The following is a 25,232-nucleotide window of genomic DNA, read 5'->3' as shown; positions in this document are numbered from 1 at the left end:
CTCAGGGCCTCGCGCCATAACGCCCCCGGACGCCGTCCCGCACTCCCTCGAGAGCTGCGCGGACCAGCTGCCCACGGTCGGGGCTGAAGGTCAGGCGCAGCAGGTGGGCGCGAGCCTCCTCGGCGAGCCGGCGAGCGACCCAGCGCGGCTCGCTACGGGCATACCGGCGGGTGAGCACCGTGCCGTTTCGGGCCATGTAGTACACGCGATCGGGGGAGTGCTGGTTGTAGGAGAGGGGCTGCCCACGCAGCGTGACCCGCCGGCCACCGAGGGTGACCGGCAGCCGGTCGCCCTGACCGTGGCCGAGCTCGCATCCGGGCGCGATCACGGGCACCAGGCCGGAGGTGAGGCAGCGGGCCGTGAGCTCGGAGTCGACCCCGTCGATCACGAATCCCTCGTCCAGGAGCCCGATCGCGCGGAACGTCGCCGTCGGCACCAGCAGCCCGGACTGCATGGGGTCGAACGCGACGGCATGTCCGTGGAGGCGTCCCGCGGTCGGCGCCGGGTGTCCGCTGTAGGAGGCTGGGGCGACCGCAGACACCGGTATGCCTCGACGCCCCGCCTCCTGCCAGGTCGCGACCGCAGCGGCGACATAACCCGGTGGGACGCGGGAGTCCTGGTCGAGGGTGAGCACCGCGTCGGCCTGGTCGCTGAGGGCCATCGCGATCCCGGCGTTGAGGGCGGCGGCCACTCCCGCGTTGGCCTGCCGGACCAGCGTGACGCGGTCGCGCAGCCCCTCGACGACCTCGAGACCGGTGCGCGACCCGTCGTCGACCAACACGACGCGACCCACCTGAGCCACTACGTCGGAGACGAGGTCGACCAGCCCGGGTCCAGGGTCGTGGACCGCGACCACGGCGACTACCGCTGCCCGATCAACCCCGCTGCCCCCGCCAACGCCCCCCGCGACGCCCCCCTCGACCCCGCTCACCCCTCCTCCCGACCGGACTCTGATGTCTGCGAGTTCTCGTCCGCCGCGACCTTCGGAACTCGTGAGCTTGTGAGTCCGGTCGAGGCGAGGGCGCGCAGGGCCGGTCCGAGCAGACCGACGAACAGCAGCGCCTCACTCACCGCCATCCCGAGCGCGATCCCGGCGACCCAGCCGGAGGCGGCCGCCGCTCCCATCAGCGCGAGCCCGACGACAGCCGAGGCGAGCGTCCATCCGAACACCAGGCGTACCCGCCCGGTCGGCAGTAACACGTTGCGGATCGCGGGGCTGCTCGCGCTGAGGAACAGGAACGCCACCCCGTAGTAGACGCAGACGTCACGCGGGGCCTGCACCGCCGACCCGAACAACAGCCCTGTCGCCCACGGACCAAGTGTCGCGAAAGCGACCGCTCCGACGACGCCCAGCCCGAGATGAGCCGACCAGGCCGCGCGATGCCGAGGTCGACGGTCGACGGGCTGCTCGGAGTCCTCCTCCAACGTCCACCCCTGGAACGCGTTGCCCAGGGCCGTCACCGTGAACAGGGCGAAACGGTAGAGCGAGTCGGCGGAGGCGAACCGGGACGACACCTCGGCGCGCAGCGCCACTGTGGCGATCGGCACCGGCGTCGAGGCATACGCAGTCGCCGCGAGGTTGATGCCGGCCGTGCCCAGGTGCAGCCGCAGGTCGCCCAGCGACCGGGCCACCGGCCACGGCGAGACCAGCGCACCACGGGCGCCGGGGACGTGCCGACGCCGGAACGCGCTCAGCGAACCGGCCACCGCCACGGCGAGCAGCACGGGGTACACCCACACCAGCGACGTCAGCCAGACGAGCGCGGCGGCCGCCACCGCGGCGGCGACGCGTGGCAGCGTGTCGTACCAGAACAGCAACCAGGGGTTGCCGACACCGATGCCGAACCACGACGGCGACAGCCCGAGCAGGGTCGTCGCGGCGGCCATCGCGGCCGCGTCGACGCGATGTCCCGTCGTGGCGACCAGGGCGCTCACGACGACCGCGACGGGCACGACCACGATCAAGAGGAGATAGCGGGTCCGGAGACTGACGGCATACACCTCGGTCCTCGCCTCGACATCCCCGGCGCGAGCCGCCAGGACCGGTCCGATGACGTTCCACCCCCAGAACACCACGGTGGCACCGATCGTGCCGATCGCTTGTCCCGCAACGAAGCTGGACCATCCGGCCGGACCGGACACCCGGGCCACGACGGGCAGCAGGAGGAACGGCGTGACCAGCGAGAGCAGCGGCAGCAGCGTGAAACCGGTCAGCCGCCGCAGCACCATGGGAGCTCGCGCCGGAGTCTGTAGGTCCCGCCCGTCAGCTCTGGGGCGGGGCGTCCTGCGGGCCGGCGGTCGGCTGGGCGGGGGGCAGCTGCGACTGGGACTGCGCCTGGCCGAGCGACGGCGCAGCCGGTGCACTCGACCCGAAGCTCACCTGCGGCGCCTGCCGCTCGATGCCCTCGGCCTCGAAGTACTCCGCCTTGCCGACGTTCGCGATGCCCGCGATGAAGTTGGTGGGGAGGGTCTCGACCTTGGTGTTGAGGTTGCGCACGTTGGCGTTGTAGTAGCGACGGGCGCTCGCGATGCGGTCCTCCGTGGACGACAGCTCCTGCTGCAGCGCCATGAAGTTCTGGTTGGCCTTCAGGTCCGGGTATGCCTCGGACACCGCCTGCAGCTTGACCAGCGCCTGCGAGAGCGCCGCCTCGGACTTGGCCGAGTCCGCCGGCCCTTGGCCCGGCGACATCGCCTGCGCGCGGGCCTGGGTGACCTCGTCGAGGGTGCCGCGCTCGTGCGAGGCATAGCCCTTCACTGTCTCGACGAGGTTGCCGATCAGGTCGTGCCGCCGTTTGAGCTCGACGTCGATCTGGGCCCAGGACTCCTGCACGACGTTGCGCAGCTTGATCAGGCTGTTGTACATCGCGCCGAAGATCACGCCCAGCAGCACGACGACGACGATGATGACGATGAGCGCGGGCATGGCGTGGTCTCCCCTTGTACGCCGAGTGTGGACAGGCCCGATCCTAGCCGTCGGCCGGGTGCCCACGGCCGGGACGAGCTGGAACGAGCTGGGCACGCTCAGGCCAGGCCGAGGTCCTCGAGGCTGTAGACGAACCGGTATGCCACGCCCTCCGCCTCGATCTTCTCGTCGGCTCCGGTAGCCCGGTCGGCGATCGTGGCCACCGCGACCACCTCCGCGCCGACTTCGCGGGCTGCCTGGAGCGCCGCGATCGGGGACACGCCTGTCGTGGTGGTGTCCTCGACCACGAGGACCCGACGACCGGCGATCGACGGACCTTCGATCTGCTGCTGCAGGCCGTGGGCCTTGCCCTCCTTGCGGACCACGAAGGCATCGAGCCGCTCGCCGGCGGCCGCTGCCGCGTGGAGCATCGACGTCGCCACGGGGTCGGCGCCGAGGGTCAGGCCACCGACGGCGTCGTAGTCGAGGTCGCGCGTCAGGTCGCGCATGACGATACCGACGAGCGGGGCAGCCTCGCCGTCGAGCGAGATGCGGCGCAGGTCCACGTAGTAGTCGGCTTCCTTGCCGGACGACAAGGTGACCTTGCCGCGCACGATGGCCTTGTCCTTGACGATCTCGAGGAGGCGGGCACGGGCTTCGGCTGCAGTGGTCACGCCGCCGATTCTACGGAGGCCCCACTCCGGTCCGTCGGGCCCGTAGCCTCGACGCATGACGAGCATCATCACCACCGAGGATGAGCTTCGGGCGATCGTCGGCTCACCGATCCCGCGCGTCGCCGAGAAGGTGCTCACCCGTCTCGGCGAGGTGCACCGAGACTGGATTGCCGCGTCCCGATTCGTCGCCCTGGCGACCTCGTCGTCCGACGGCCGTTGCGACGTCTCGCCCAAGGGCGACCCGGCCGGGTTCGTCCACGTGCTCGACGACCGCACGGTCGTCGTCCCCGAACGACCGGGCAACCGCCGCGTCGACGGCTACCTCAACGTGCTGGCCAACCCCCACGTTGGGCTGCTGTTCCTCATCCCTGGGCGCACGGACACGTTGCGGGTCAACGGTTCCGCTCGGGTCGTCGGTGACGCGCCCTGGTTCGACGACCTGGTCGTCAAGGGCACAAAGGGCACAAAGAGCACAAAGAGCACAAAGAGCACAAAGGGCACACGGCCGATCCTCGCGCTGGAGGTGTCGGTCGAGGAGGTGTTCTTCCACTGCAGCAAGGCGTTCCTGCGCGGTGCCCTGTGGCAGCCGGAGACCTGGGACCCCGAAGCAGTTCCGTCCCGTGCCCAGATCGCCCATCTCCTCGAACGGCCCGACGAGACGATCGAGGACCTCGAGAAGTATTACGGCCCGCACTACGCCGAGAACCTCTACTGATCCGCCGCGTGGAGTCCTGACCACGTCCCGGTGTGGTCAAGACTCCACCGGGCGTGCAGTCAAGCGGTCCCCCGCCAGGATCGGGACGGAAACGCTCGAGTCGAGCTCGGCCGCGATGGTGACGTCCGACGCATACCCTCCGTCGGCCAGCTCGACGCCGCTGGCACACGCACGCAGGGCAGCCTCGAGGCGACTTTCCACCAGCCTGTATGCCGCTGCGGCGGCTTGCGCCTCGTCGCTCAGCTCCGCGCCCGCTTCCTGCAGAGCTGCGGCCACCCCACCCGCGCCCCAGAGATCCTCGATCGCGGGACGCAACGAGCCGTCCGGCCACCGCTCGCCGGCTGGCACCAACAGGACGTCGGCAACCCGCGTCGCGAGATAGTCCGCGACGGCCAGCCGGTTGCGCAGGCTGGCGACGACCACGTCGGCGCCGCTCTCGGCGAGGACCGCGCAGATCGTCGACCCGTTCGGTGACGGGAGGACGACGCGGGTCAGCCCGGTGACCGTCCGGAACGACGCAGGCGACAGGCTGACGTCACCGGCACGGGCATCGCGTCGGCTGACCGCCAACATCGCCGCTCGCTCGCGCGCGTAGGCGGCAGCCGTCTCCACGGCCCAGCGGTGCGGCAGCACGTCGATGCCGAGGTCGGCAGCCACCGTCACCGTGGTGGAGAAGGAGAGCACATCCACAACGACAGCGACGTCGGCATGGGGGGCGAGCGCGGCGGCGCCGGTAGGACCCCACGCGAGACTGATGTTCATCCGTGTCCTCCTGGGATATGAGTGGTCACCGGCCACTATCGTTGGCCCGTCGGTCAACGGCCGCAACGGCCGCAACGGCCTCAGTGGAGGAGACACACGATGCAATGGTGGGGCTGGTTGATCGTCGTGGTCGTCGCGCTGGCGGTCATCGTCGGAGTTGTCCTTGCGATTCAGAGCCGACGGCGTAGCGGTGGGGTGATCGTCGACCGCGGCAAGGGCTCGGGACCCGGCTCGGCTAGCTCGGGCAGTTCTGGCGGCTCGGCTAGCTCGGGCGGCACGCCGGGGGGCGACGCGTGAGCACCCTGATGCGGACCAGTGAGATCGCCAAGCGCCCGGTCGTCGACATGGCGGGCGACGATATCGCCCAGGTCAAGGACATCGTGTACGCGCCGGGTGGCGGCACGGTGAACGGCTTCACCCTCGCCGGCCGGGGCCTGTTCTCCGGGCCGATGAAGACGGCGCTCGCGTGGTCGTCCGTGACGGCCCTGGGCAAGGACGCAGTGATGGTTGCCTCACCTGGCTCGCTGGGCGAGCTGCCCGCCGACACCTCGACGAGGGGCCAGGGCCATGGGGACATCCTCGGCTCACGAGTGCTCACCGACGCCGGCACGGATCTCGGCGTGGTCGTCGACGTCATCGTCGAGGTGGGTGCCGGAGGTGAGCCCTGCACGGTCGTCGGTTACGAGATCAAGGCGTCCGAGGCGCTGGGTTCGGCCGGCACGACGATGCTCATCCCGCTGCCCGACACCATGGCGGCCTCTGGCCAGCACCTCATCGTGCCCGCGAGCGCGACCGACTTCGTGCAGCAGGACCTGGCCGGCTTCGGCGCGTCGATCGACGACTTCCGTCGCCAGCTGAGGGGGACGACATGACATCGTTCGAGGATGCCAAAGGCCGCAAGGTCGTCGACCTCGTCTCCGCCGAGACGGTCGGCAAGGTCAAGGACTTCGTCGTGGACCCCGCAACCCGGTCGGTCGTTGCGCTGATCCTGAAGAAGACCAAGTCCGGCGACACCCTGACCTGGGCAGACCTGGCGGGCTTCGGCCCGGACGCGGTGACGGTCCAGGGTGTCGACACCATCACGGAGGCGACCGGCCCGGTGGATGCACTGCTGGGCAAGGACCACCAGCTGATGGGCAAGCGCGTCCTGTCGACCGACGGCGTCGAGCTGGGCCAGGTCTCCGATGTCGAGTTCGACCCGGACAACGGTGCGGTGACGAGCGTGCTGCTCGAGGACGGGCCGCCCGGGTCGCCTCGGTCGGTCGAGGGTGGTCGGCTGGTCGGTGTCGGCTCCTACGCTGTGGTGGTCCAGGCCGAGTAGCGGCCGGCTGGCGCCTGGGCGGCGGCGGCGTCAGCCTTTGGTACGACGGCGTCGGTGCAGGGTCGCCGACGCGTTGCGAACCAGTCCGCGCGGTGTCGCGCTCATCAGGCCGACGAGCGTCTTGTACTGGGCGCCCGGCACCGACACCACCTTGCCCACGGCGGCGTCGTCGAGCGCCTGCCGCACCATCGCCGGCGCCTCCAGCCACATGAACTCGGGCAAGTGCGACATGTTCAGCTTGCCGCGGTCGTGGAACTCGGTATGCGTGAACCCCGGGCACAGCGCCATCACGGTGACGCCCGACCCGTGCAGCTCCTGGGCCAGGCCTTCTGAGAAGAACCGCACCCACGCCTTGGCGGCCGAGTAGGTGCCCATCGCGGCATACGAGGCGACCGACGACACGTTGATGATCCCGCCGCGTCCCCGCGCCTTCATCGATCGGGCGGCGGCATGGGTGAGGACGAGGACGGCGGTGCACATCAGGTCGAGCGCGTTCTCCTCCTGCTCGACCTCGTTGGCGAGAAACCCCTTGCGCTGTCCGTATCCGGCATTGTTGACGAGCAGGTCGATCGGCCGGGCCGCGTCCGAGAGGCGCTGCGCCACCTTCTCCATCTGGGTGCGGTCGGACAGGTCCGCGACGAGCACCTCGGCGCGCACCCGATAGGCCCGCCGCAGCTCGTCGGAGACGTTCTCCAACCGGACCCGGTCGCGAGCCACGAGCACGACGTCGTGGCCGCGTTCGGCCAGCTGGCGAGCGAACTCGTGGCCGATCCCCGCGCTCGCGCCGGTCACCAGTGCTGTCGTCATGGGCGTCACACTAGGCCGCTAGGTTGACTCGGTGCGCATCGCGACCTGGAACGTCAACTCCATCCGTTCGCGGATCGACCGGATCGAGGCCTGGCTCCAGCGGTCCGACGTCGACGTGCTGGCGATCCAGGAGACCAAGGCCCGCGAGGACCAGTTCCCCCGCGACCGCATCGAGGCGCTCGGCTACGAGGTCGCGCACGTCGGGTTCAACCAGTGGAACGGCGTGGCCATCTGCTCCCGGGTCGGCCTCGCCGACGTGGAGATCGGGTTCGACGCAATGCCCGGCTGGGGTGAGCCGATCGAGAGCGAGGCCAGGGCGGTCGGCGCGACCGTCGGAGGCATCCGGCTCTGGTCGCTCTACGTGCCCAACGGGCGCAACCTCGACGACCCGCACATGGCATACAAGCTCGACTGGCTAGCCCACCTCGCAACCGCCGCGCAGGGGTGGCTCGACGCTGACCCGCAGGCCCAGATCGCCTTGGCCGGCGACTGGAACATCGCGCCGCGCGACGAGGACGTCTGGAGCATGGAGTTCTACGTCGACAAGTCACACGTCTCCCCTGGTGAGCGGTCGGCGTTCCAGGGTGTCGTCGATGCTGGATATTCCGACGTCGTGCGCCCGCACGCCCCGGGGCCGGGCACCTACACCTACTGGGACTACCAGCAGCTGCGGTTCGCCAAAAAGCGGGGCATGCGGATCGACTTCGTCCTCGCCTCACCCGTGCTGGCGGCCCGGGTCGAGGGGGCGGCGATCGACCGTGAGGAACGCAAGGGAAAGGGCGCCTCGGACCACGCGCCGGTGGTGGTCGAGCTGGCCGACTGAGCCCAGTTGGACTGCTGGCGGGCGTAGCATCGCGCCATGCCGCCAGCGCGTCGGGAAGCAGATATCCCTCGCAGGAGGTCCGGTTCTGCCGCGCCCCAGACGGCGTGCGGATCGCGTATGCGATCCATGGCTGCGGCCCGCCGCTCCTCGTCTCGACGTGCTGGCTCAGTCACCTCCAGTTCGACTGCAAGAGCCCCGTATGGCGACACTTCCTCGACGATATCGGCCGGTTCGCCACGATCATCCGGTTCGACGAGCGCGGTCATGGGCTGTCCGACTGGGGCGTCACCGACCACTCGCTCGAGTCGCGGATCGGTGACCTGGAGGCGGTGGTCGACGACGCCGGCCTCGGGGAGGGACGCCAGCCGTTCGCGCTGATGGCGATGGCTCAGGGCGGACCGGTGCGCGGAGCTGCTCGAGACCGGCCGACAGCGAGCCGAGGCGGAGGACCTCGACCTGACCTGGCGCGAGCTCGACGCCGAGCACCTGACCTGCGACGACGGCGAACACGACGTGGTCATCTCGTGTGTCGGCGTGATGTTCGCGCCGTTCCATCAGCCGGTCGCGGACCAGCTCGCCCGGGTGACCCGGTCCGCAGGGACGATCGCGCTCGCGAACTGGACACCGAGGACCACGTGCGCGAGCTGTTCGGCGACCGCGTCAGCGAGCTGCGCGCCACGAAGGAGCTGCTACGGGTGGACCGGTTCTCCAGCGGCGCCGAGTTCCGCGACTTCTTCAAGGCGACCTACGGACCGACGATCGCGGCGTACCGCAACGTCGCCGACGACCCCGAGCGGATCGCCTCGCTCGACCGCGAGATCGCCGAGGTCGCCGATCGATTCGGCGCATCGACCGGCGTCATGGAGTGGGAGTACCTCCTCGTGGTGGCTACCCGCGTCTGACCACATGCGGGTTCGGCGGGGTCAGAGCTTGCGGTGCTTGCGCATCCACTCCCGCAGCTCGTTGTACGTCCCGTCCTCGTTGGCGAACTGGACCACGTTACGGGCGGAGTCGAACCACGGACCGGTCGACGGGCGTACCTCCTGCAGTGCGGCCTCGAGGTCACCCATCCCGATCATCCGGGCCTTGCCGGTGCGTACGCCGTCGAGCAGCGCGTGCTCTGAGGCGGTTTCGCAGACGTGCGCGATGTCCGCCCCCGAATAACCCTCGGTCGCCCTGGCGAGACGCCGCAGGTCGATCCCTTCGACAGGGCGGTGCCGCAGGTGGTGTCGGAAGATCGACTCGCGCGCCTCGGCGTCCGGCGGGAGAACGAGCAGCGTCCGGTCGAGGCGGCCGGGGCGGCGCATCGCCGGGTCGACGTCCCACGGCTGGTTCGTCGCGGCGATGACAAACACGCCCTCGTTGGAAGTGACGGCCCCGTCGAGCTCGGTCAGCAGTTGGTTGACGGCAGTGCGCATGCCCGAGTTGCGGGTCATGCTCCGCTTCTGGCCGAGGGCGTCCACCTCGTCGAGGAACAGCACGCAGGGGGCGTTGTCGCGAGCGAGACGGAACACGTCCTGGATGTTGCGTTCAGATGTGCCGACGTACATGTCGAGGACGTCGGCCAGCCCGACGTTCACGAAGTGCGCCCCCATCTCACCGGCGACCGCCCTGCCGATGAACGTCTTGCCACAACCGGGTGGTCCGTAGAGCAGCATGCCGCCGCGCAGGCTCTTGCCGTAGAGCTTGCGCAGCTCGGGGTTGCGCATCGGCGCGAGGAACGCAGCGTTGAGCCGCTCCTTGACCTGCGTCATGCCCCCCACGTCGGCGAGGGTGACCGTCGAGCTCTCGACGTCCCACGCGGATGCGGACGGGTCGGAGGCGGCCCCCTCGTCGACGAACATCGGCTCAGGCGCGACATCCGAGATGTCGGACTCGGCCTGCCCCCAGTCGAACCCCTTGCCGGTATGCGTCGGCACGTCGCCTTCGGCGGGCGCCGGTTGCGCTGACGGGACGCCCATCGCTCGAGACATCAGCACCCGAGCCTCGGCGTTCGACGGATCATGTTGCAGCGCAACCGCACAGTGGCTCACCGCGGCGTCCTGCTGACCGTCGGTCATCAACAGCTCGGCCAGGTGCAGGCGCAGCGTCACGTCGTCGGGCGCGGCGTCCACGGCCCGGGTGAGGGCATCGAGAAGCGGGTTGCTCACGGCGTCAGGTTACGGGCACGACGAACGGAAACACGCCGGCGACCGTTCACCGGCACCGGCTCTCAGCGACGACGGTTACGCAGGTATGTGACCCAGCTCAGTACTGCCCCGAAAGCCATGGGGACCCCGCCGGCGAAGAACAGCCCGAGCGCCCACCCGATCGGTGCCACCGCGGCCGTGAAGAAGAGCACCGAGGTGAGCAGCAGGCATCCGCCCCACGCGGCGCACAGCTTCTGTCGCCGCCCGAACCCGCGTACGAATCCGGCGCGCATCGACGCGGGCACCTGTCGTTGCAGCCGCCTGCCGATGACCGCGACCACCGCGACGCCGACCACCCCCAGGAGCACGAGCAGCCATCTCGACGGTCGCATGTGCTGGGCCACGATGACCCGGCTGCCGGCGAACCACACGAGGAACAACACCCAGTGGAAGCGCCCGACCAGGCCGATCAGCACCTGGTCCATGTTCCGCTGCATCACGTCGACCCCGGGCGCCGAACGGACCGAGCTCGACAGGTGACCGGCCGCGGAGACCAGCCGGCCGCGAGCCATCTGGATCCGAGCCATCTCGTTGAGGGCGACGGGGTTGCCCGGCTCGAGCTGGAGGGCCCGGGTGACATGCTCCTGCGCGAGCGAGAGGTCGGCCTTGCTCGGCCGGCGCCCCTCGGGCATGACCACGTCGGACACCGCCAGGTGACTCTGGGCACTCGTCGGGTCGAGGTGGACGGCATACCGAGCCGCTTGCAAGCCGTTCGTGCGGTCGTTCAGCTCGCAGGCGCTGCGAGCGACCTGGATGTGCGCGCCGGGATCGGACGGCGCGAGCCGGGTGGCGTGGACGGCGGCCCGGTATGCCTCCTGCGGTTGGCCGGCGCCCCGCAGCGCGAGCGACATCAGCTTGTGGACCCGGACCGACTCAGGATCGGCCGCGCGAGCGGCCCGCAGATAGCTCAGCGCCTCGGGTTCACGGTCGAGCTCGATCAGCGCGACCGCCGCCTGGACCAACAGCCCTTCGTCGTGGGGGTTGGCCGCGATCTGCGGACCTACTGCGGTGAGGGCCTCGGCATACCGGCCGAGGTCGTTGAGGGTCGCTGCCCGCTGCTCGACGAGGAGCGCCCGCGGCACCTCGGGTAGGCGATCGACTGGCTTGCCTTTAGACACCAACTCAGCCTACGGGCGGGCCGTGGGAGGTGCGCCTGGCTGATGCCTTGTGCGGTCCCTCCCGCCTTGCCAAGGTGGGGTGGTGAGCAAAGGCGCTACGAAGCCCGAATCGTCCCCCGCGCCGCAGCCCCGGACTCCTGAGGACATCCGCAACGTCGTCCTCGTAGGCCCGGGCGGCGCCGGCAAGTCCACGTTGTTCGACTATCTGGTCGCGGCTCGCGTCCCCGGAAGGCGTCCTCGCGACGGTGACCGTGAACGCTCGGTCGGACTGTCGGTCGCATCGTTCGAGAGCAACGGCCTGACGGTGAATCTCGTCGATACGCCTGGATTTCCGGACTTCGTCGGCGAGCTGAGGGCCGGACTGCGCGCGGCCGATGCCGCGATCTTCGTCATCTCCGCCGCGGACGACATCGACGGTGCGACCGCATTGCTCTGGCAGGAGCTGGCTGCGGTCGGGGTCCCGCGCGCGATCGCCGTCAGCAAGCTCGACCTGCCCCGGTCCAGCTATGACGACACGATCGCGCGGTGCCAACGGGTGTTCGGCGACGCGCAGGCGCTCTATCTTCCTGTCCAAGGCACGGAGAAGGTGGTCACGGCGGCCATGGGCCTGCTCAGCCAACGGACTTTCGACCCCTCCGGCGGCCAGCGCGTCGAGCGCGACCCCACCGCCGACGAGGCTGACGCGATCGAGGCGCGACGCGGTCCACTGATCGAGGCGATCATCGAGGAGTCCGAGGACGACACGCTGCTCGACCGCTACCTGGAGGGCGAGCAGATCTCGACCGAGACCGTCATCGACGCCCTCAAGGCCGCGGTGGCCAAAGCGACGTTCTTCCCGCTGCTGCCGATCTCGCCGGCAACGGGTGTCGGCGTCGAGGAGACGCTCGAGGTTATCGAGCAGTGCTTCCCCTCCCCGGTCAACCGGCCGGCTCCACGGGCATACACACCAGCCGGCGCGACGATCGGCGACGTCCGGTGCGACCCCGCCGGGCCACTAGTCGCCGAGGTGATCCGCACGACCAGCGACCCCTATGTCGGCCGACTCTCGTTGGTGCGGATCTTCTCCGGGACCCTCCAGCCCGACGACGTCGTGCACGTGTCGGGCCATCTCGGTGAGTTCGTCGAGCGGCAGGGCGGCAACCATCTCGAAGGCCACGGGGACCACGACGCCGACGAGAGGGTCGGGCCGCTCAGCTCCCCGCTGGACGACGTCACCAGGACCACCGGCCGCGCCATCGCGGGCCAGCTGGTCCTGGTCAGCAAGCTCAACCACGCGGAGACCTCCGACACTCTGTCGGCCAAGGACCGACCAGCCCTCGTCGAGCCGTGGGTCCTACCGGAACCGTTGCTGCCAGTAGCGATTCACGCCGCGAACAAGAGGGACGAGGACAAGCTCGCCACCGCCCTGCAGCGTGTCGTCGCCGAGGACGTGACGATGCGGATGGAGCACAACCCCGAGACGCACCAGGTGGTCCTGTGGACGATGGGGCAAGCTCACGTCGACGACATCCTCGACCGGCTGCGCGAGCGCCACGGCGTCGAGGTGGAGGCGGAGCAGCTCCGGACCGCGCTACGCGAGACCTTCGTCCGCAGGTGCACGGTCCAGGGGCGGCACGTCAAGCAGTCCGGCGGACACGGCCAGTACGCCGTCTGTCACCTCGAGATCGAGCCGCTGGACCGCGGGGCGGGCGTCGAGTTCGTCGACAAGGTGGTCGGCGGGTCGATCCCGCGACAGTTCATCCCCTCGGTGGAGAAGGGTGCGCGGGCGCAGCTCGAGAAAGGCGTCCTGTCGGGATACCCCGTGGTGGACGTCCGCGTGACGCTCTACGACGGCAAGGCCCACTCGGTGGACTCGTCGGACCTGGCCTTCCAGACGGCGGCGGCGATCGCTCTCAAGGACGCCGCCAACGAGGCGACCGTCTCGCTGCTCGAACCCATCGACGCGGTCGACATCATCGTTGACAACGACCACCTCGGCGCGGTGATGTCCGACCTGCGCGGCCGCCGCGGGCACGTGCTGGGCACCGAGCCCGTCGAGGTGGGCGGCCGTACCGTCGTCCACGCCGAGGTGCCGCAGGTGGAGCTGTCGCGCTACCCGGTCGACCTTCGGTCGGTGTCGCACGGGACGGGCACGTTCACCAGGACTCTGCTGCGCTACGACTACATGCCGGCCGACATCGCCAAGGCACAGGCGGTCAGTTCCTCGGGTGCCTGACTGAATGCCTGACTGACTGACGGCATACGGACGTACAGTGAGAGCAGCGGAGACCCACCCAGGCCTCGACACCCCCGCCGCCGCCGGCCCCCCGCCTACGTCACACCCTGGCAGGCCACCATGCTCGTAACGCTCCTCGTCATTCTTCTCGTCGTCGTCGTCCTCGCGCTCGTCGGGGCCGGCTCCTCCCTCCGGGTCGTCCAGCAGTACGAGGAGGGGGTCGTCTTCCGCCTCGGCAAAGTCCAGGACCCGCCGCGTGGCCCGGGTCTGACCATGCTCGTCCCCTTCGTCGACCGGATGCGCAAGGTCAACCGTCAGGTGATGACCCTGAGTGTCCCTGCCCAGGACTGCATCACTCGCGACAACGTGTCGGTCCGGGTCGACGCGGTCGTCTACTTCCGGGTCGTCGACACCGTCAAGGCTGCCGTGAACGTGCAGAACTACCAGTTCGCCATCTCGCAGCTGGCCCAGACGTCACTGCGCTCGGTCATCGGCAAGGCCGACCTCGACGACCTTCTTTCCAACCGAGAGAAGCTGGGGACCGAGCTGACCGAGATCATCGACGCACCCTCCGAACAGCCCTGGGGCGTCAAGGTGGAGCGGGTCGAGGTCAAGGACGTCACTCTGCCTGAGTCGATGAAACGCTCGATGTCCCGGCAGGCCGAGGCCGAGCGCGAACGGCGAGCGCGGGTCATCTCGGCCGACGGTGAGTTCCAGGCGTCGAAGAAGCTCGCGCAGGCTGCGGCGACAATGTCGGCAGACCCCGCCGCTCTGCAGCTGCGTCTTCTCCAGACCGTCGCCGAGGTGGCGGCCGAGAAGAACAGCACCCTGGTCATGCCGTTCCCCGTGGAGCTGCTCCGGTTCCTCGAACGGGCGACGGACCACCGAGTCCACGACCTGCAGCCAGGGTTGCCGGGGCACATCGAGCCCGAGGACACCCCCGTCAGCGCAGAGTGAGCGTGTCGGCGTCGGCGTCGACGTCGACCACCGCCATCCCGCCGTCGCGGACGTCGCCGGACAACAGCGCCCGAGCCAGCCGGTCACCGATCTCGCGTTGGATGAGCCGACGCAACGGCCGAGCGCCGTATGCCGGGTCGTAGCCGGTCAACGCCAGCCACTCGCGCGCGGCGTCGCTCACCTCCAGGGTGATCCGACGGTCGTGCAGGCGGGTGGCCAGCAGCTGGACCTGCAGGTCCACGATGTGGGCCAGGTCCTCGGTGGTAAGCGGGTCGAACACGACGACCTCGTCCAGCCGGTTGAGGAACTCGGGCTTGAACGCGGCGCGCACGACGCCGAGCACCGCCTCCTTCTTGAGCTCCGCGCTCAGCAGCGGGTCGACCAGGAACTGCGACCCCAGGTTGGAGGTCATCACGAGGATGACGTTGCGGAAGTCCACCGTGCGACCCTGGCCGTCCGTCAGGCGCCCGTCGTCCAGCACTTGCAGAAGCACGTCGAACGTCTCCGGGTGCGCCTTCTCCACCTCGTCGAGCAGCACCACCGAGTACGGCCGACGGCGGACTGCCTCGGTGAGCTGGCCACCCTCCTCGTACCCGACGTATCCAGGGGGCGCGCCAATCAGCCGTGCGACCGCGTGCCGCTCCGCATACTCCGACATGTCGATGCGGACCATGGCCCGCTCGTCGTCGAAGAGGAAGTCGGCCAGCGACTTGGCGAGCTCGGTCTTGCCGACACCCGTCGGGCCGAGGAAGAGGAACGAACCCGTCGGCCGGTCGGGGTCGGCGATCCCGGAGCGCGAGCGCCGGACGGCGTCCGACACAGCACGGACGGCGTCCATCTGGCCGATCAACCGCGCGCCGAGGTGCTGTTCCATGTGCAGCAGCTTTTCGGTCTCGCCCTCGAGCAACCGCCCGGCAGGTATGCCGGTCCACGCCGAGATCACGTCGGCGATGTCGTCGGCTCCGACCTCGTCCTTGACCATGACATCGGTGCTCAACGAGGCGTCCTCCCCGTTTTCGCCGGGGGCCCAGTCGCGAGTTGCCTGCTCGAGCTCCCTTTCGACGGAAGGGATCTCGCCGTAGAGAAGCGCCGATGCGCCACCGAGGTCACCCTCGCGCTGTAGGCGCTCGGCCTGGCTGCGCAGCTCGTCGAGGCGGCTCTTGAGGTCGCCCACCCGGTTGAGCCCGGCCTTCTCCGCTTCCCACCGCGCGTTGAGCGCGTCGAGCTGCTCGGAGCGGTCGGCGAGGTCGCGGCGCAGGCGGTCGAGCCGCTCGCGCGATGCGTCGTCGGTCTCGGCCGCAAGGTGCAGCTCCTCCATCTTCAGCCGGTCGACGGCACGTCGGAGCTCGTCGATCTCGACCGGGCTGGAGTCGATCTCCATGCGCAGTCGCGAGGCAGCCTCGTCGATGAGGTCGATGGCCTTGTCGGGCAGCTGGCGGCCGGAGATGTAGCGGTCGGACAGCGACGCGGCCGCCACCAGCGCCGCGTCGGCGATCGCCACCTTGTGGTGCGCCTCGTAGCGTTCCTTGAGCCCGCGCAGGATGGCAATGGTGTCCTCGACGCTCGGCTCGCCGACGTAGACCGGTTGGAAGCGCCGTTCCAGCGCGGCGTCCTTCTCGATGTGCTTGCGGTACTCGTCGAGCGTCGTGGCCCCGACCAGCCGCAGCTCGCCGCGGGCCAGCATCGGCTTGAGCATGTTGCCGGCGTCCATGGTTCCCTCGCCGGTCGCGCCGGCCCCGACGACCGTGTGCAGCTCGTCGATGAACGTGATGACCCGGCCTTCGGAGCCAGTGATCTCCTCGAGCACGGCCTTGAGCCGTTCCTCGAACTCGCCGCGGTACTTCGCGCCGGCCACCATCGCCCCGAGGTCGAGGCTGATCAGGCTCTTGCCGCGCAGGCTCTCCGGCACGTCGCCCGCGACGATGCGCTGAGCGAGACCCTCGACGACCGCGGTCTTGCCGACACCGGGCTCGCCGATGAGGACCGGGTTGTTCTTGGTCCGCCGGCTGAGCACCTGGACGACGCGCCTGATCTCCGAGTCACGGCCGATCACCGGGTCGAGCCGGCCGTCGCGCGCGGCGGCGGTCAGGTCGGTGCCGTACTTGCTCAGCGCGTCGAACGTCGCCTCCGGGCGCTCGGAGTCGACCCGGCGCCCGCCGCGAAGCTGCGGGATCGCTGCCTCGATCGCGGCCGCGTCGAGCCTGAAGTCGCCGGTGCGCGCGAGGGCCAGCAGCAGATGGTCGGTGGAGACGAAGGTGTCGCCCATGGCGGCCATCAAGGACCGGGCGCTCTCGAGGACTGCCAGCGCGCCGCGGGAGAGCTGTGGCGTGGACACCGAGGAACCCGACACGGACGGGAGCGCCGCCAGCAGCCGGTCCGCAGCCGCAACCGCCCCGCCGATCGAGGCACCCGCCGCCTCGAGCAGCGCTGGAGTCGTCGTGTCGCCCTGTTCGGCGAGGGCCTTCAGCAGGTGGGCGGGTTCGGTGTGCGGGTGTCCGTGGGCTGCGGCGTCACGCACCGCCGCGGACAGGGCCTCGTTGGCCTTCGTCGTCAGCTGCAAGTCCATCTGTGGGGCTCTCCTTCGATCTGCGGGTCTCATCAGGTCAACCAACATCAAAGTTGAGTCTATTCCGCTCAGGTTTGGTGCGGCTACCGTTCTGCCATGACGTCTGGCATGACGGACCACCACCGTGGCGAGACCGCTGATCTCGAGCGCGAGCTGACCCGGTTCATGCGCCGTTCGCGAGCCAACTCCGCGGCGATCGCCGCCGAGGTCCATCCGAAGCTCGACGTGGCCTCGTACATCGTCCTGGTCACCATCGCCGAGCTCGAGGAGAGCCTCGACCAGGGGGTCCGTGCCGCCGACGTGGCCGAACGCCTAGGGCTGCACAAGTCCACGATGAGCCGCACCATCACGGTGCTCGAACGCCTCACACTGGTCACCCGGGAGCCGTCGGCGACCGACGCCAGGGCCCGCATCCTCGCCATCACACCTAGCGGTCACGAGTCCTACCGGGCAGCGATCGGCGCCCGGCGCGAGCGGATGGCCGGCATCCTCCAGCGTTGGTCGGCCGCGGATGTCGGCCAGCTTGCTCGGCTGCTCGCCCAGCTCAACGACGACTTCTCCTGACCCGAGCCGGCCCAGGGCCGGGCACCACCGGCATACCCGGCGTCAGTCCGTCTCTGTCTGAGGACGACCGACAGGCACGAGCCGGCTCAGCCGTGGTCCTCCTGCGCCACGCGAGGCAACAGGAAGACCAGGCCAAACGTGACGGCATACAGGACGACAGCAAGAACGAGGACCAGCTGCGTGGCCGCGCCGAAGTCGCCGGTGTCCGCTTGCTGGAAGAAGACCGTGCCCAGCGCGGCCACGCCGATGGCGGCGGAGAACTGCTGCACCGCGTTGAGCAGCCCGGAACCGGTGCCCACCTCCGCCTCGGTCACGTCGCCGAGGATGTACCCGAAGAGGGGCACGAACACCAGACCAGCCCCGAGCCCGGATACGAGCAGCGCCGGGACGAGCGTCCACGAGGTGAGGGTGCTCCCGTAGTGGCCGATGGTCCACCAGAGCCCGAGCATGCCGGCGGCCGAGGTGCCGACGCCGAGGTGCAGGGTGACGCGGCCGAGCTTCTCGGCCAGGAACGCCCCCGACAGACCGGCGCCGATGGCGGTCGCAATCGCCCACGGGATGAGGGAGAGACCGGAGTGCAACGGCGTCCAGCCCTGCCCGAGCTGCATGAACAGGTTGAAGGCAAGGGTGAACCCGGTGAGTGCGGTGAAGAAGGCGGCGATGACGAGCAGACCCACGACGAAGCTGCGGTTCGCGAACAGCGACGGCTCGATGACCGGGTGCTTGCTGCGTCGCTCGGAGAGCGCGAAGGCGGCGATGACGACGAGCGAGCCCACCATCAGCACCCAGGTCCATGCCGGCCAGCCGAGCTCACGGCCCTGGACGAGGGGCACGATGAGCATCGCCGAGGCGAGCGTCAGCAGGGTGACACCGCCGATGTCGACCTTGGCGTCACGCTGCTCGCCGGTCTCCTTCGGCAGGGTGAGCCAGGACAGGACGAAGGCGGCCATACCGATCGGCACGTTGATCAGGAAGATCGAACGCCACTGGCTGCCAAAGAGGTTGGCGTTGATCAGGAGGCCCGCGACGATCGGGCCGACGACTCCCGCGAGGCCCATCACCGGGCCAAAGGGGATGAACGCCTTGTTGAGGTCCTGCGGGGGGAAGACGACCTTCACCAGGGCCAGGCCCTGCGGGATCATCACCGCCCCGAAGAGCCCCTGCAGGACGCGCGCAGCGATCAGCCAGCCGACACCTGGAGCCAGGCCGCAGGCGAGCGAAGAGAGGGTGAAGCCAGCCATGCCGACGAGGAACATCCGCCGGCGGCCGAGAAGGTCACCGAGGCGGCCGGAGGTCACGAGGCCGAGAGCGAAGGCGGTCGTGTATGCCGCGAGCACCCACTGCAGCGTCGCGTCACCACCGCCGAGGTCGGCGCGGATGGAGGGGCCGGCGAGGTTGGCCACGGTGGAGTCGACAAGGTCCATGACGTCGGCGACGAGTACGACCGTCAGGACCATCCAGGGGCTCACGAGCAGGCCAGCTCGGGCTGCGGTGGACGACCCGGTGGACAACCCCGCTGACGACCCGGTGGACGACTGAGTAGAGGACTCACTGGACGAACGATGTTCGATGCTCACGAACAGTGTTCTACTCACGAACGGTGTTCGTGTCAAGTAGAGTCGAACCGTGGGCGTCGAGCGCAAGGTCGAACGGCGCATCGACCGAATGCGCACCAACGCCGACCGCTGGGAACACAGACTCGACAAGAAGCGCCCCATCAGCCGCGAGCGCATCATCGACGAGGCCCTCAAAATCGTTGCAGCAGAGGGGTTCGACGCACTCACGATGCGACGGGTGGCCGCGGCCATCAACACTGGACCGGCGTCCCTCTACGCCCACGTCCAGGACAAGGCGCACCTGGACGAGCTGCTCATCGGCCGGTTGTGCAGCGCGGTCACGATCCCGGTGCCGGACTCCAACCGATGGCAGCAGCAGATGCTCGACTTCGTCAGCGACCTGCGCGACAGGTACCTCGCCTATCCCGGCCTCTCCCGCGCGGGGTTGGCGGTCGTCCCCACCAACCTCGAAACCCTACGGATCAGCGAGGGGTTGCTGGCGATCCTCATCGCCGGCGACGTCCCGCCCCAGCGGGCCGCCTGGGCCATCGACACCCTCGCCCTCTACGTCGCGGCGTACTGCCTGGAGGTGTCGCTGTGGATGGGGGACGCGACCACGGACGACCCCTGGGAGTTCGAGACCGACTTCCGGGCTGCCTTCGACGCCTTGCCCGCCGACGAGTTCCCGATGACGAAGAAGTATGCGTCAGAGCTCGTTGCCGGGGAGGGCCACGACCGGTTCGACTTCGCGGTGACGACGTTGCTCAGCGGCCTCGGGGGCCGACCGGCCGGCACCAAACCGGGAGGGTCGACGGCCGTGGCCACCTGACCGACCCGTCTCGCCCAACTCTGGGGTCGGCGCTAGCGAGAGGCGAACGGGTCCCAACGGACCAGCGCCTGCGTCCCCGAGGCGAACCGCGGGGACCGCTGACCCGGGCGGACCGCCACGATCTCACCCTGCCGCCCGGCCGCGAAGATCCGGCTCGCTACCTGTGCGACCGATCGGTCATGCTCAGCGACGAGGTCGTCGGTCAGCTCGCTCACCCGTGCGCGCAGCGCGACGACCTGATTCTCCAGCTCGAGGATCCGCTGGATGCCGGCGAGGGAGACACCCTCCTCCTGGGAGAGCCGTTGGACCTCGCGCAACAGCGCGACGTCGCGTCCGGAGTAGCGCCGCCCGCCGCCGCGAGTTCGAGAGGGCGACACCAGCCCGAGCCGGTCGTACTGCCGCAGGGTCTGGGCATGCATACCGGCGAGCTGGGCCGCCACCGAGATGACGAACACGGGGGTGTCGTCGTCCGGGCCGAAGCTCGACCGGTTCGCTCGCGTCGTCATGTGGGTGCCCGCCTCAGTCGCGGGCTCGCTCGACGAGCTCGGCCCGCGGGTCGGCTTCCTGCTCGTCGTCGCGCATCCGCTCCAGGGCCTCGCGGGCGGCGTCCGTCAACCGCTGGGGTACGACCACCTGGATCTTGGCCATCAGGTCGCCCGGCTTTGCGTCGCGCACCACGCCCTTGCCCTTGACGCGCAGCACGCGACCGCTGGGGGTGCCCGGTGCGATACGGACGCGAACTAAGGACCCGTCGAGCGTCGGCACGGACACGGTCGCCCCGAGGGCTGCCTCGGCAAAGGTGACCGGCAGGTCGATCGTGAGATTGTCGCCGTCCCGCCCGAAGACCGGGTGCTTGGCGACGGTGACCGTGAGGATCAGATCACCGGGTTCGGCACCCGCGTCTCCACGAGAACCCTTGCCGCGCAACCGGATTTTCTGTCCGTCGCGCACGCCGGCGGGGATGCGCGTCGTGATGCGGCCACCGTCGGCGTCCTGCAGCGTCACGGTCGATCCGGACACCGCGTCGCGGAACGACAACGTCGTGCGGGCCTGGACGTCCGCGCCTTTGCGTGGTCCGCGCGGCGCGCCGAACGTGTCGTACCCACCGAACGAACCACCCGGGTATGCGCGGCCGCCACTTTGCCCGAAGAGCCCGCTGAGCAGGTCGTCGAGCTCTGGCTGCCCTCCGCCACCAGTCGCATACCGGGTTCGGCCGCCGGCGCTGCCGGGCTGTCCCTGGTTGAACATCCCGGAGAACACGTCTTCGAACCCGCCACCAGCGCCACCCGAACCACCCGCGGTGAAGCGGGCGCCGCCACGGGCCATGGTGCGAATCTGGTCGTACTGCTGGCGTTCCTCGGGATCGGACAGCACGGAGTAGGCCTCACCGACCTCTTTGAACCTCGCCTCAGACTTGGGGTCGTTGGCGTTCTGGTCCGGGTGGTACTTGCGGGCGAGCTTGCGGTACGCCTTCTTGATGGCGGCCTGGTCGGCGTCTTTCGCCACACCCAGCGCCGCATAGAAGTCCTTGTCAAACCAGTCCTGGCTTGCCATCGGACCTCCTCTCAGACCGGGTCGGCTACGGACACCCTGGCAGGACGGATGACGCGGTCACCCATCCGGTAGCCGGGCTGGAGAACCTGCACCACGGTGGTCGTGGTCGCGTCCTTCGGAAGCTCGACGGTGCTCGCGTCGACGTGCATCAAGGCCTCGTGCACATTCGGGTCGAACGGCTCGCCCTTGGCGCCGAGCGGCGTCACGCCGAACCGCGCTAGCACGCCCTCGAGCTTGTCGGCGGTCCGGGCGAACGGGCCTCCGTCGAGGTCACCATGCTCGCGAGCGAGGTGGATGTCGTCGAGCACAGGGAGCATCGCCTCGACGACCTGGGTGATGCCCTGGTCGCGAGCAACGTCGCGGTCGCGGTCGACGCGGCGCTTGTAGTTGATGTACTCGGCCTGCAGACGCCGCAGGTCGTCGAGGTGCTCGGCCGCCCGACGCGTGTCGGGGTGGACGTCGCCCTCGATCGGATCAGAACCCATGTCTCCCAATGACTCCGGGCTGTCCGGGATCTCGGGGATGAACACGTCGTACTCGTCGCCTCCGCCGGGCTCCGTCGACGCCGCGGCACCGTGGGCGCTCTGCCCGGCGTGGCCGACATGCTCGGTATGCGTGTCGTCACCACCGTGGGGGGCCGAGTCGTGGGCCGACCAGGCGGGTCCGGTCGGCTCGTCGCCGACCGGTCCCGCCTGCTCGTCACGCGTCACTTGTGATCCTGCGGGTCCTGCGCGGAGTCCGAGCCCTCGTCCACGACCTCGGCGTCGACGATGTCCTCGTCGGTCGAGCCCGAACCGGAGGCGTCCTGCTGACCGTCGGAGTCCTGCGGGCCCTCCGAACCCTGTGCGGTCTCGCTCGCGGCGGACGCGGCATACATCGCCTGACCCATCTTCTGCGAAACCTCGCTCAGGTGCGCCGTCTTGGCCTTGATGTCCTCGACGTCCGTGCCGGGCGCCTCACGGGTACCGACCGCGGTCTTGAGCTCGGCGAGCGCCGCCTGCGTCTCGGACCGCTCGGCCTCGGGGATCTTGTCCCCGCTGTCGGTCAGGAACTTCTCCGTGGAGTAGAGCAGCTGGTCGGCGGTGTTCCGGGCGTCGATCTCCTCGACGCGGCGCTTGTCCTCCTCGGCGTGAACCTCGGCCTCCTTGACCATCCGCTCGATCTCCTCCTTGGGCAGTGCGGACCCGCCGGAGATCGTCATGGACTGCTCCTTGCCGGTGCCCTGGTCCTTGGCGGACACGTGCACGATGCCGTTGGCGTCGATGTCGAAGGTGACCTCGATCTTGGGCACGTTGCGCGGGGACGGCGCGATGCCGGTCAGCTCGAACGTCCCGAGCGGCTTGTTGTGCTGCGCGATGTCGCGCTCACCCTGGAAGACCTGGATGAGGACGGAGGGCTGGTTGTCGTCGGCCGTCGTGAAGATCTCGCTGCGCTTGATCGGGATGGCTGTGTTCCGCTCGATGAGCTTGGTGAACCGGCCGTGCTGTGTCTCGATCCCGAGGCTCAATGGCGTGACGTCGATGAGCAGGATGTCCTTGCGCTCGCCCTTGAGGACACCGGACTGCAGGCTCGCGCCGACGGCGACGACCTCGTCGGGGTTGACCCCCTTGTTGGGGTCCTGGCCGCCGGTGAGCTCCTTCACGATCGAGGTGACCGCAGGCATACGGGTCGAGCCACCGACGAGCACGACGTGGTCGATGTCGGAGACCTTGATGCCCGCGTCGGCGATGACCTTCTGGAACGGGCCCTTGGTCCGCTCGAGCAGGTCCTGCGTCAGCCGCTCGAACTCGGAGCGCGAGAGCTGTTCGTCGAGGTGGATCGGTCCGTTCTCGGACATCGAGAGGTACTGCAGGTTGATGTTGGTGTTCGTCGAGGAGCTGAGCTCCTTCTTGGCCTGCTCCGCGGCGTCCCGCAGACGCTGCATGGCGATCTTGTCCTTGGACAGGTCGACGCCGCTGCTGTTCTTCACGGTCGTGAGCAGGTGCTGGACGATGCGCTCGTCCCAGTCGTCGCCACCGAGCTTGTTGTCGCCGTTGGTCGCGCGCACCTGGATGGTGGAGAACCCGTCCTCGGGGTCCTTGCCAACCTCGAGGAGGGACACGTCGAAGGTGCCACCACCGAGGTCGAAGACGAGGATGAGCTCGTCCTCCCTGCCCTTGTCGAGGCCGTATGCCAGCGCGGCCGCGGTGGGCTCGTTGATGATGCGCAGGACGTTGAGACCCGCGATCTCGCCGGCCTCCTTGGTGGCCTGGCGCTCGTGGTCGTCGAAGTACGCTGGCACCGTGATCACGGCGTCGCTGACGGGCTCGCCCAGGTAGGACTCCGCGTCACGCTTGAGCTTCTGCAGGATGCGGGCGCTGATCTCCTGCGCGGTGTACTTCTTGCCGTCGATCTCGGGCGACTTCCAGTCGGTGCCCATGTGGCGCTTGACCGAGCGAATCGTCCGGTCGACGTTGGTCACGGCCTGGCGCTTGGCGATCTCGCCGACAAGCACCTCACCGTTCTTGCTGAAGGCGACCACCGACGGGGTGGTGCGGCCACCCTCGGCGTTCGCGATGATCGTCGGCTCCCCGCCCTCGAGGACGGCGACAGCCGAGTTGGTGGTGCCGAGGTCGATTCCGACCGCACGTGCCATGGTGACTCTCCTGTTGTTGCTGGGCATCTGGTCCGACAGCCAATCTGCCGGGCGGCGGGTCCGGTTGTCCAAAACCAGGCTCCGCAAAGTTGCGTACACCACACTCAACTCTGGGGTATGCGCCCTTGTTCCCGACGTCGGGCATCATCGCTTGTGGTGGGGGGGAGGTCGTGGCCGGTGAAGGCTTGCTGGAGGCTGAGGCGCTGTACGTCAGCGCGGACAGCGACGCGGCAGGAGCCTGGAGGCCGACGGCGGCATCGTCGATCGGAGGTCCCGACGGCGGCATGAGCGGTCGATTTCGACAGGGGTCGGGAGGACGCTAGGCGAGCATCTGGGCGCGGTCAATGCGCCCTTCTGAGACGTGGTAGACGATGAGGGCGTGCATGGCCGGGGGCATGCCTTCGAAGTTGATGCCACTGGCGTCTTCTTCGTCAACAACCCAGTCCCCGGCGCTGATGCGAGTGCCGATCTCGACGTGCAGATCAGGGCTCTGCGCGAACAGCTGACCATAGACACTCGCGATTGCGTCGCGCCCGGTCATCATCACCGATCCGTCTGGGCCGATCACGGTGGCGCTCTCGCTGTAGCAGTTGGCAAAAGCCTCGGCATCGCGGGCGTTGTAGGCATCGACCTGGGCTTGGATGACATCTGCTATGGAAGTCATAACCCATTGGAGCACGAATGCCCGCTCGTCGTCAGAACCACGCGCCCACTGCGGCATGACCGGGCGAGCGTAGCCGCCCTCAGAGCGGCAGATCCGGACGATAGTTGCCGCCCGTGCCAGCATCCGCACCCGGCGCGGCGTTGGCCGATGCCGACCTCGTCGACCGGCACGGGCTCCTGCTGGGCAAGCCTGACTATTGGCTCATCGAGCCCGCTCAATTCATCAGCCAACTCTTGCCGTTGACCACGTGGGCACTTGGGTCAGTTGTACGTTCGCCGGACGGGCACGCTGGTCACCCGGTCGCCGCCCTCCCTGTCAGGCTGTGGTGAGACACCCCGGAGCCCCCGGGTCCACCGTGGAGGGTGGTGACAGGAGACAGTT

The 25,232-nt window shown here is 69.1% G+C and carries 23 protein-coding genes and 1 pseudogene; 9 read left to right on the top strand and 15 right to left on the bottom strand.

Annotated features, from left to right (window positions below; all coding sequences use genetic code 11):
- Position 1: 1 nt before the first annotated feature.
- The 4 genes from ABI385_RS04700 to pyrE form a co-directional block, all read right to left on the bottom strand.
- On the bottom strand, positions 2-931 hold the full coding sequence (locus ABI385_RS04700; RefSeq protein ID WP_348102584.1) for a glycosyltransferase: 930 nt from the start codon (positions 929-931) through the stop codon (positions 2-4).
- A complete protein-coding gene (locus ABI385_RS04695; RefSeq protein WP_348102583.1) occupies positions 928-2,229 on the bottom strand; it encodes a polysaccharide biosynthesis protein in 1,302 nt (433 codons plus the stop codon). Before ABI385_RS04695 ends, ABI385_RS04700 begins: the two co-directional genes overlap by 4 nt.
- A 34-nt stretch (positions 2,230-2,263) precedes the next feature.
- Positions 2,264-2,923 (bottom strand): LemA family protein, encoded by a 660-nt coding sequence (locus tag ABI385_RS04690; protein ID WP_348102582.1) that lies wholly within the window; start codon positions 2,921-2,923, stop codon positions 2,264-2,266.
- Positions 2,924-3,021: 98 nt separating this feature from the next.
- Positions 3,022-3,633 (bottom strand): orotate phosphoribosyltransferase, encoded by a 612-nt coding sequence (gene pyrE / locus ABI385_RS04685; protein WP_407068225.1) that lies wholly within the window; start codon positions 3,631-3,633, stop codon positions 3,022-3,024.
- Between pyrE and ABI385_RS04680 the strand changes: the two genes are divergently transcribed.
- Positions 3,632-4,291, top strand: a complete 660-nt coding sequence (locus ABI385_RS04680; RefSeq protein ID WP_348102581.1) for a pyridoxamine 5'-phosphate oxidase family protein — start codon at positions 3,632-3,634, stop codon at positions 4,289-4,291. The two genes, pyrE and ABI385_RS04680, sit on opposite strands and share 2 nt — an antisense overlap.
- Before the next feature lie 36 nt (positions 4,292-4,327).
- On the opposite strand, the gene ABI385_RS04675 is transcribed toward ABI385_RS04680, so the two are convergent.
- Complete coding sequence (locus tag ABI385_RS04675; RefSeq protein WP_348102580.1) at positions 4,328-5,053, bottom strand: 2-phosphosulfolactate phosphatase; 726 nt, start codon at positions 5,051-5,053, stop codon at positions 4,328-4,330.
- Positions 5,054-5,346: 293 nt separating this feature from the next.
- Here ABI385_RS04675 and ABI385_RS04670 point away from each other — a divergent pair, with 293 nt between their 5' ends.
- Both ABI385_RS04670 and ABI385_RS04665 read left to right on the top strand, forming a co-directional pair.
- Positions 5,347-5,925 carry a PRC-barrel domain-containing protein gene (locus ABI385_RS04670; protein ID WP_348102579.1) on the top strand — a complete coding sequence of 193 codons (579 nt, stop codon included), beginning with the start codon at positions 5,347-5,349 and terminating at the stop codon, positions 5,923-5,925.
- Entirely contained in the window at positions 5,922-6,374 is a 453-nt protein-coding gene (locus ABI385_RS04665) for a PRC-barrel domain-containing protein (protein WP_348102578.1), read from the top strand. The genes ABI385_RS04670 and ABI385_RS04665 overlap by 4 nt, the downstream gene beginning before the upstream one ends.
- Before the next feature lie 30 nt (positions 6,375-6,404).
- Here ABI385_RS04665 and ABI385_RS04660 read toward each other — a convergent pair whose 3' ends face one another.
- Complete coding sequence (locus tag ABI385_RS04660) at positions 6,405-7,181, bottom strand: SDR family oxidoreductase (protein WP_348102577.1); 777 nt, start codon at positions 7,179-7,181, stop codon at positions 6,405-6,407.
- Between the two features lie 31 nt (positions 7,182-7,212).
- Between ABI385_RS04660 and ABI385_RS04655 the strand changes: the two genes are divergently transcribed.
- Both ABI385_RS04655 and ABI385_RS18450 read left to right on the top strand, forming a co-directional pair.
- Positions 7,213-8,004 carry an exodeoxyribonuclease III gene (locus ABI385_RS04655; RefSeq protein WP_348102576.1) on the top strand — a complete coding sequence of 264 codons (792 nt, stop codon included), beginning with the start codon at positions 7,213-7,215 and terminating at the stop codon, positions 8,002-8,004.
- 411 nt (positions 8,005-8,415) lie between these two features.
- A pseudogene (locus ABI385_RS18450) lies at positions 8,416-8,553 on the top strand (SAM-dependent methyltransferase); the annotation flags it as partial.
- Between the two features lie 374 nt (positions 8,554-8,927).
- On the opposite strand, the gene ABI385_RS04645 reads toward ABI385_RS18450, so the two are convergent.
- Both ABI385_RS04645 and ABI385_RS04640 read right to left on the bottom strand, forming a co-directional pair.
- Positions 8,928-10,154, bottom strand: coding sequence for an AAA family ATPase (locus tag ABI385_RS04645; RefSeq protein ID WP_348102574.1), 1,227 nt, complete (start codon positions 10,152-10,154; stop codon positions 8,928-8,930).
- 62 nt (positions 10,155-10,216) lie between these two features.
- Complete coding sequence (locus ABI385_RS04640; RefSeq protein WP_348102573.1) at positions 10,217-11,311, bottom strand: tetratricopeptide repeat protein; 1,095 nt, start codon at positions 11,309-11,311, stop codon at positions 10,217-10,219.
- Positions 11,312-11,393: 82 nt separating this feature from the next.
- Here ABI385_RS04640 and ABI385_RS04635 point away from each other — a divergent pair, with 82 nt between their 5' ends.
- Both ABI385_RS04635 and ABI385_RS04630 read left to right on the top strand, forming a co-directional pair.
- Positions 11,394-13,526, top strand: a complete 2,133-nt coding sequence (locus ABI385_RS04635; protein ID WP_348102572.1) for an elongation factor G-like protein EF-G2 — start codon at positions 11,394-11,396, stop codon at positions 13,524-13,526.
- Between the two features lie 120 nt (positions 13,527-13,646).
- A complete protein-coding gene (locus tag ABI385_RS04630; protein ID WP_348102571.1) occupies positions 13,647-14,483 on the top strand; it encodes a slipin family protein in 837 nt (278 codons plus the stop codon).
- On the opposite strand, the gene clpB is transcribed toward ABI385_RS04630, so the two are convergent.
- The gene (clpB, locus tag ABI385_RS04625; protein WP_348102570.1) at positions 14,470-17,049 is read right to left on the bottom strand and encodes an ATP-dependent chaperone ClpB; all 2,580 of its coding nucleotides are present in this window, start codon (positions 17,047-17,049) and stop codon (positions 14,470-14,472) included. The genes ABI385_RS04630 and clpB overlap by 14 nt on opposite strands.
- Before the next feature lie 96 nt (positions 17,050-17,145).
- On the opposite strand from clpB, the gene ABI385_RS04620 reads away from it, so the two are divergent.
- Entirely contained in the window at positions 17,146-17,613 is a 468-nt protein-coding gene (locus tag ABI385_RS04620) for a MarR family transcriptional regulator (protein ID WP_348102569.1), read from the top strand.
- An 86-nt stretch (positions 17,614-17,699) separates the two neighbouring features.
- Here ABI385_RS04620 and ABI385_RS04615 read toward each other — a convergent pair whose 3' ends face one another.
- Entirely contained in the window at positions 17,700-19,082 is a 1,383-nt protein-coding gene (locus ABI385_RS04615) for a DHA2 family efflux MFS transporter permease subunit (protein WP_348102568.1), read from the bottom strand.
- A 157-nt stretch (positions 19,083-19,239) separates the two neighbouring features.
- Here ABI385_RS04615 and ABI385_RS04610 point away from each other — a divergent pair, with 157 nt between their 5' ends.
- On the top strand, positions 19,240-19,998 hold the full coding sequence (locus ABI385_RS04610) for a TetR/AcrR family transcriptional regulator (protein ID WP_348102567.1): 759 nt from the start codon (positions 19,240-19,242) through the stop codon (positions 19,996-19,998).
- Positions 19,999-20,030: 32 nt separating this feature from the next.
- Here the strand turns inward: ABI385_RS04610 and ABI385_RS04605 are convergent, their stop codons facing one another.
- The 5 genes from ABI385_RS04605 to ABI385_RS04585 all read right to left on the bottom strand — a co-directional run bounded on the left by ABI385_RS04605 (position 20,031) and on the right by ABI385_RS04585 (position 24,908).
- Positions 20,031-20,504 carry a heat shock protein transcriptional repressor HspR gene (locus ABI385_RS04605; RefSeq protein WP_348102566.1) on the bottom strand — a complete coding sequence of 158 codons (474 nt, stop codon included), beginning with the start codon at positions 20,502-20,504 and terminating at the stop codon, positions 20,031-20,033.
- 13 nt (positions 20,505-20,517) lie between these two features.
- Complete coding sequence (locus ABI385_RS04600) at positions 20,518-21,552, bottom strand: DnaJ C-terminal domain-containing protein (RefSeq protein WP_348102565.1); 1,035 nt, start codon at positions 21,550-21,552, stop codon at positions 20,518-20,520.
- Positions 21,553-21,563: 11 nt separating this feature from the next.
- Positions 21,564-22,262: a nucleotide exchange factor GrpE gene (locus tag ABI385_RS04595; RefSeq protein WP_348102564.1), complete on the bottom strand. Its 699-nt coding sequence runs from the start codon at positions 22,260-22,262 to the stop codon at positions 21,564-21,566.
- Complete coding sequence (gene dnaK, locus ABI385_RS04590) at positions 22,259-24,187, bottom strand: molecular chaperone DnaK (protein WP_348102563.1); 1,929 nt, start codon at positions 24,185-24,187, stop codon at positions 22,259-22,261. The genes ABI385_RS04595 and dnaK overlap by 4 nt, the downstream gene beginning before the upstream one ends.
- A gap of 319 nt (positions 24,188-24,506) precedes the next feature.
- Complete coding sequence (locus ABI385_RS04585) at positions 24,507-24,908, bottom strand: SgcJ/EcaC family oxidoreductase (protein ID WP_348102562.1); 402 nt, start codon at positions 24,906-24,908, stop codon at positions 24,507-24,509.
- Positions 24,909-25,232 lie beyond the last annotated feature (324 nt).

It is taken from the genome of Lapillicoccus sp., assembly GCF_039935575.1.
Taxonomy (GTDB): domain Bacteria; phylum Actinomycetota; class Actinomycetes; order Actinomycetales; family Dermatophilaceae; genus Lapillicoccus.
The sequence above is the reverse complement of the archived record's forward strand: the minus strand, read 5'-3'. Positions and strand labels throughout refer to the sequence as shown.

Excerpts from the sequence above, each read along its gene's own strand:
- ABI385_RS04695 (WP_348102583.1), bottom strand. The coding sequence starts at position 2,229 with ATGGTGCTGCGGCGGCTGACCGGTTTCACGCTGCTGCCGCTGCTCTCG.
- ABI385_RS04690 (WP_348102582.1), bottom strand. The coding sequence starts at position 2,923 with ATGCCCGCGCTCATCGTCATCATCGTCGTCGTCGTGCTGCTGGGCGTG.
- ABI385_RS04680 (WP_348102581.1), top strand. The coding sequence starts at position 3,632 with ATGACGAGCATCATCACCACCGAGGATGAGCTTCGGGCGATCGTCGGC.
- pyrE (WP_407068225.1), bottom strand. The coding sequence starts at position 3,633 with ATGCGTCGAGGCTACGGGCCCGACGGACCGGAGTGGGGCCTCCGTAGA.
- ABI385_RS04675 (WP_348102580.1), bottom strand. The coding sequence starts at position 5,053 with ATGAACATCAGTCTCGCGTGGGGTCCTACCGGCGCCGCCGCGCTCGCC.
- ABI385_RS04665 (WP_348102578.1), top strand. The coding sequence starts at position 5,922 with ATGACATCGTTCGAGGATGCCAAAGGCCGCAAGGTCGTCGACCTCGTC.
- ABI385_RS04660 (WP_348102577.1), bottom strand. The coding sequence starts at position 7,181 with ATGACGACAGCACTGGTGACCGGCGCGAGCGCGGGGATCGGCCACGAG.
- ABI385_RS04630 (WP_348102571.1), top strand. The coding sequence starts at position 13,647 with ATGCTCGTAACGCTCCTCGTCATTCTTCTCGTCGTCGTCGTCCTCGCG.
- clpB (WP_348102570.1), bottom strand. The coding sequence starts at position 17,049 with ATGGACTTGCAGCTGACGACGAAGGCCAACGAGGCCCTGTCCGCGGCG.
- ABI385_RS04620 (WP_348102569.1), top strand. The coding sequence starts at position 17,146 with ATGACGTCTGGCATGACGGACCACCACCGTGGCGAGACCGCTGATCTC.
- ABI385_RS04605 (WP_348102566.1), bottom strand. The coding sequence starts at position 20,504 with ATGACGACGCGAGCGAACCGGTCGAGCTTCGGCCCGGACGACGACACC.
- ABI385_RS04600 (WP_348102565.1), bottom strand. The coding sequence starts at position 21,552 with ATGGCAAGCCAGGACTGGTTTGACAAGGACTTCTATGCGGCGCTGGGT.
- dnaK (WP_348102563.1), bottom strand. The coding sequence starts at position 24,187 with ATGGCACGTGCGGTCGGAATCGACCTCGGCACCACCAACTCGGCTGTC.
- ABI385_RS04585 (WP_348102562.1), bottom strand. The coding sequence starts at position 24,908 with ATGCCGCAGTGGGCGCGTGGTTCTGACGACGAGCGGGCATTCGTGCTC.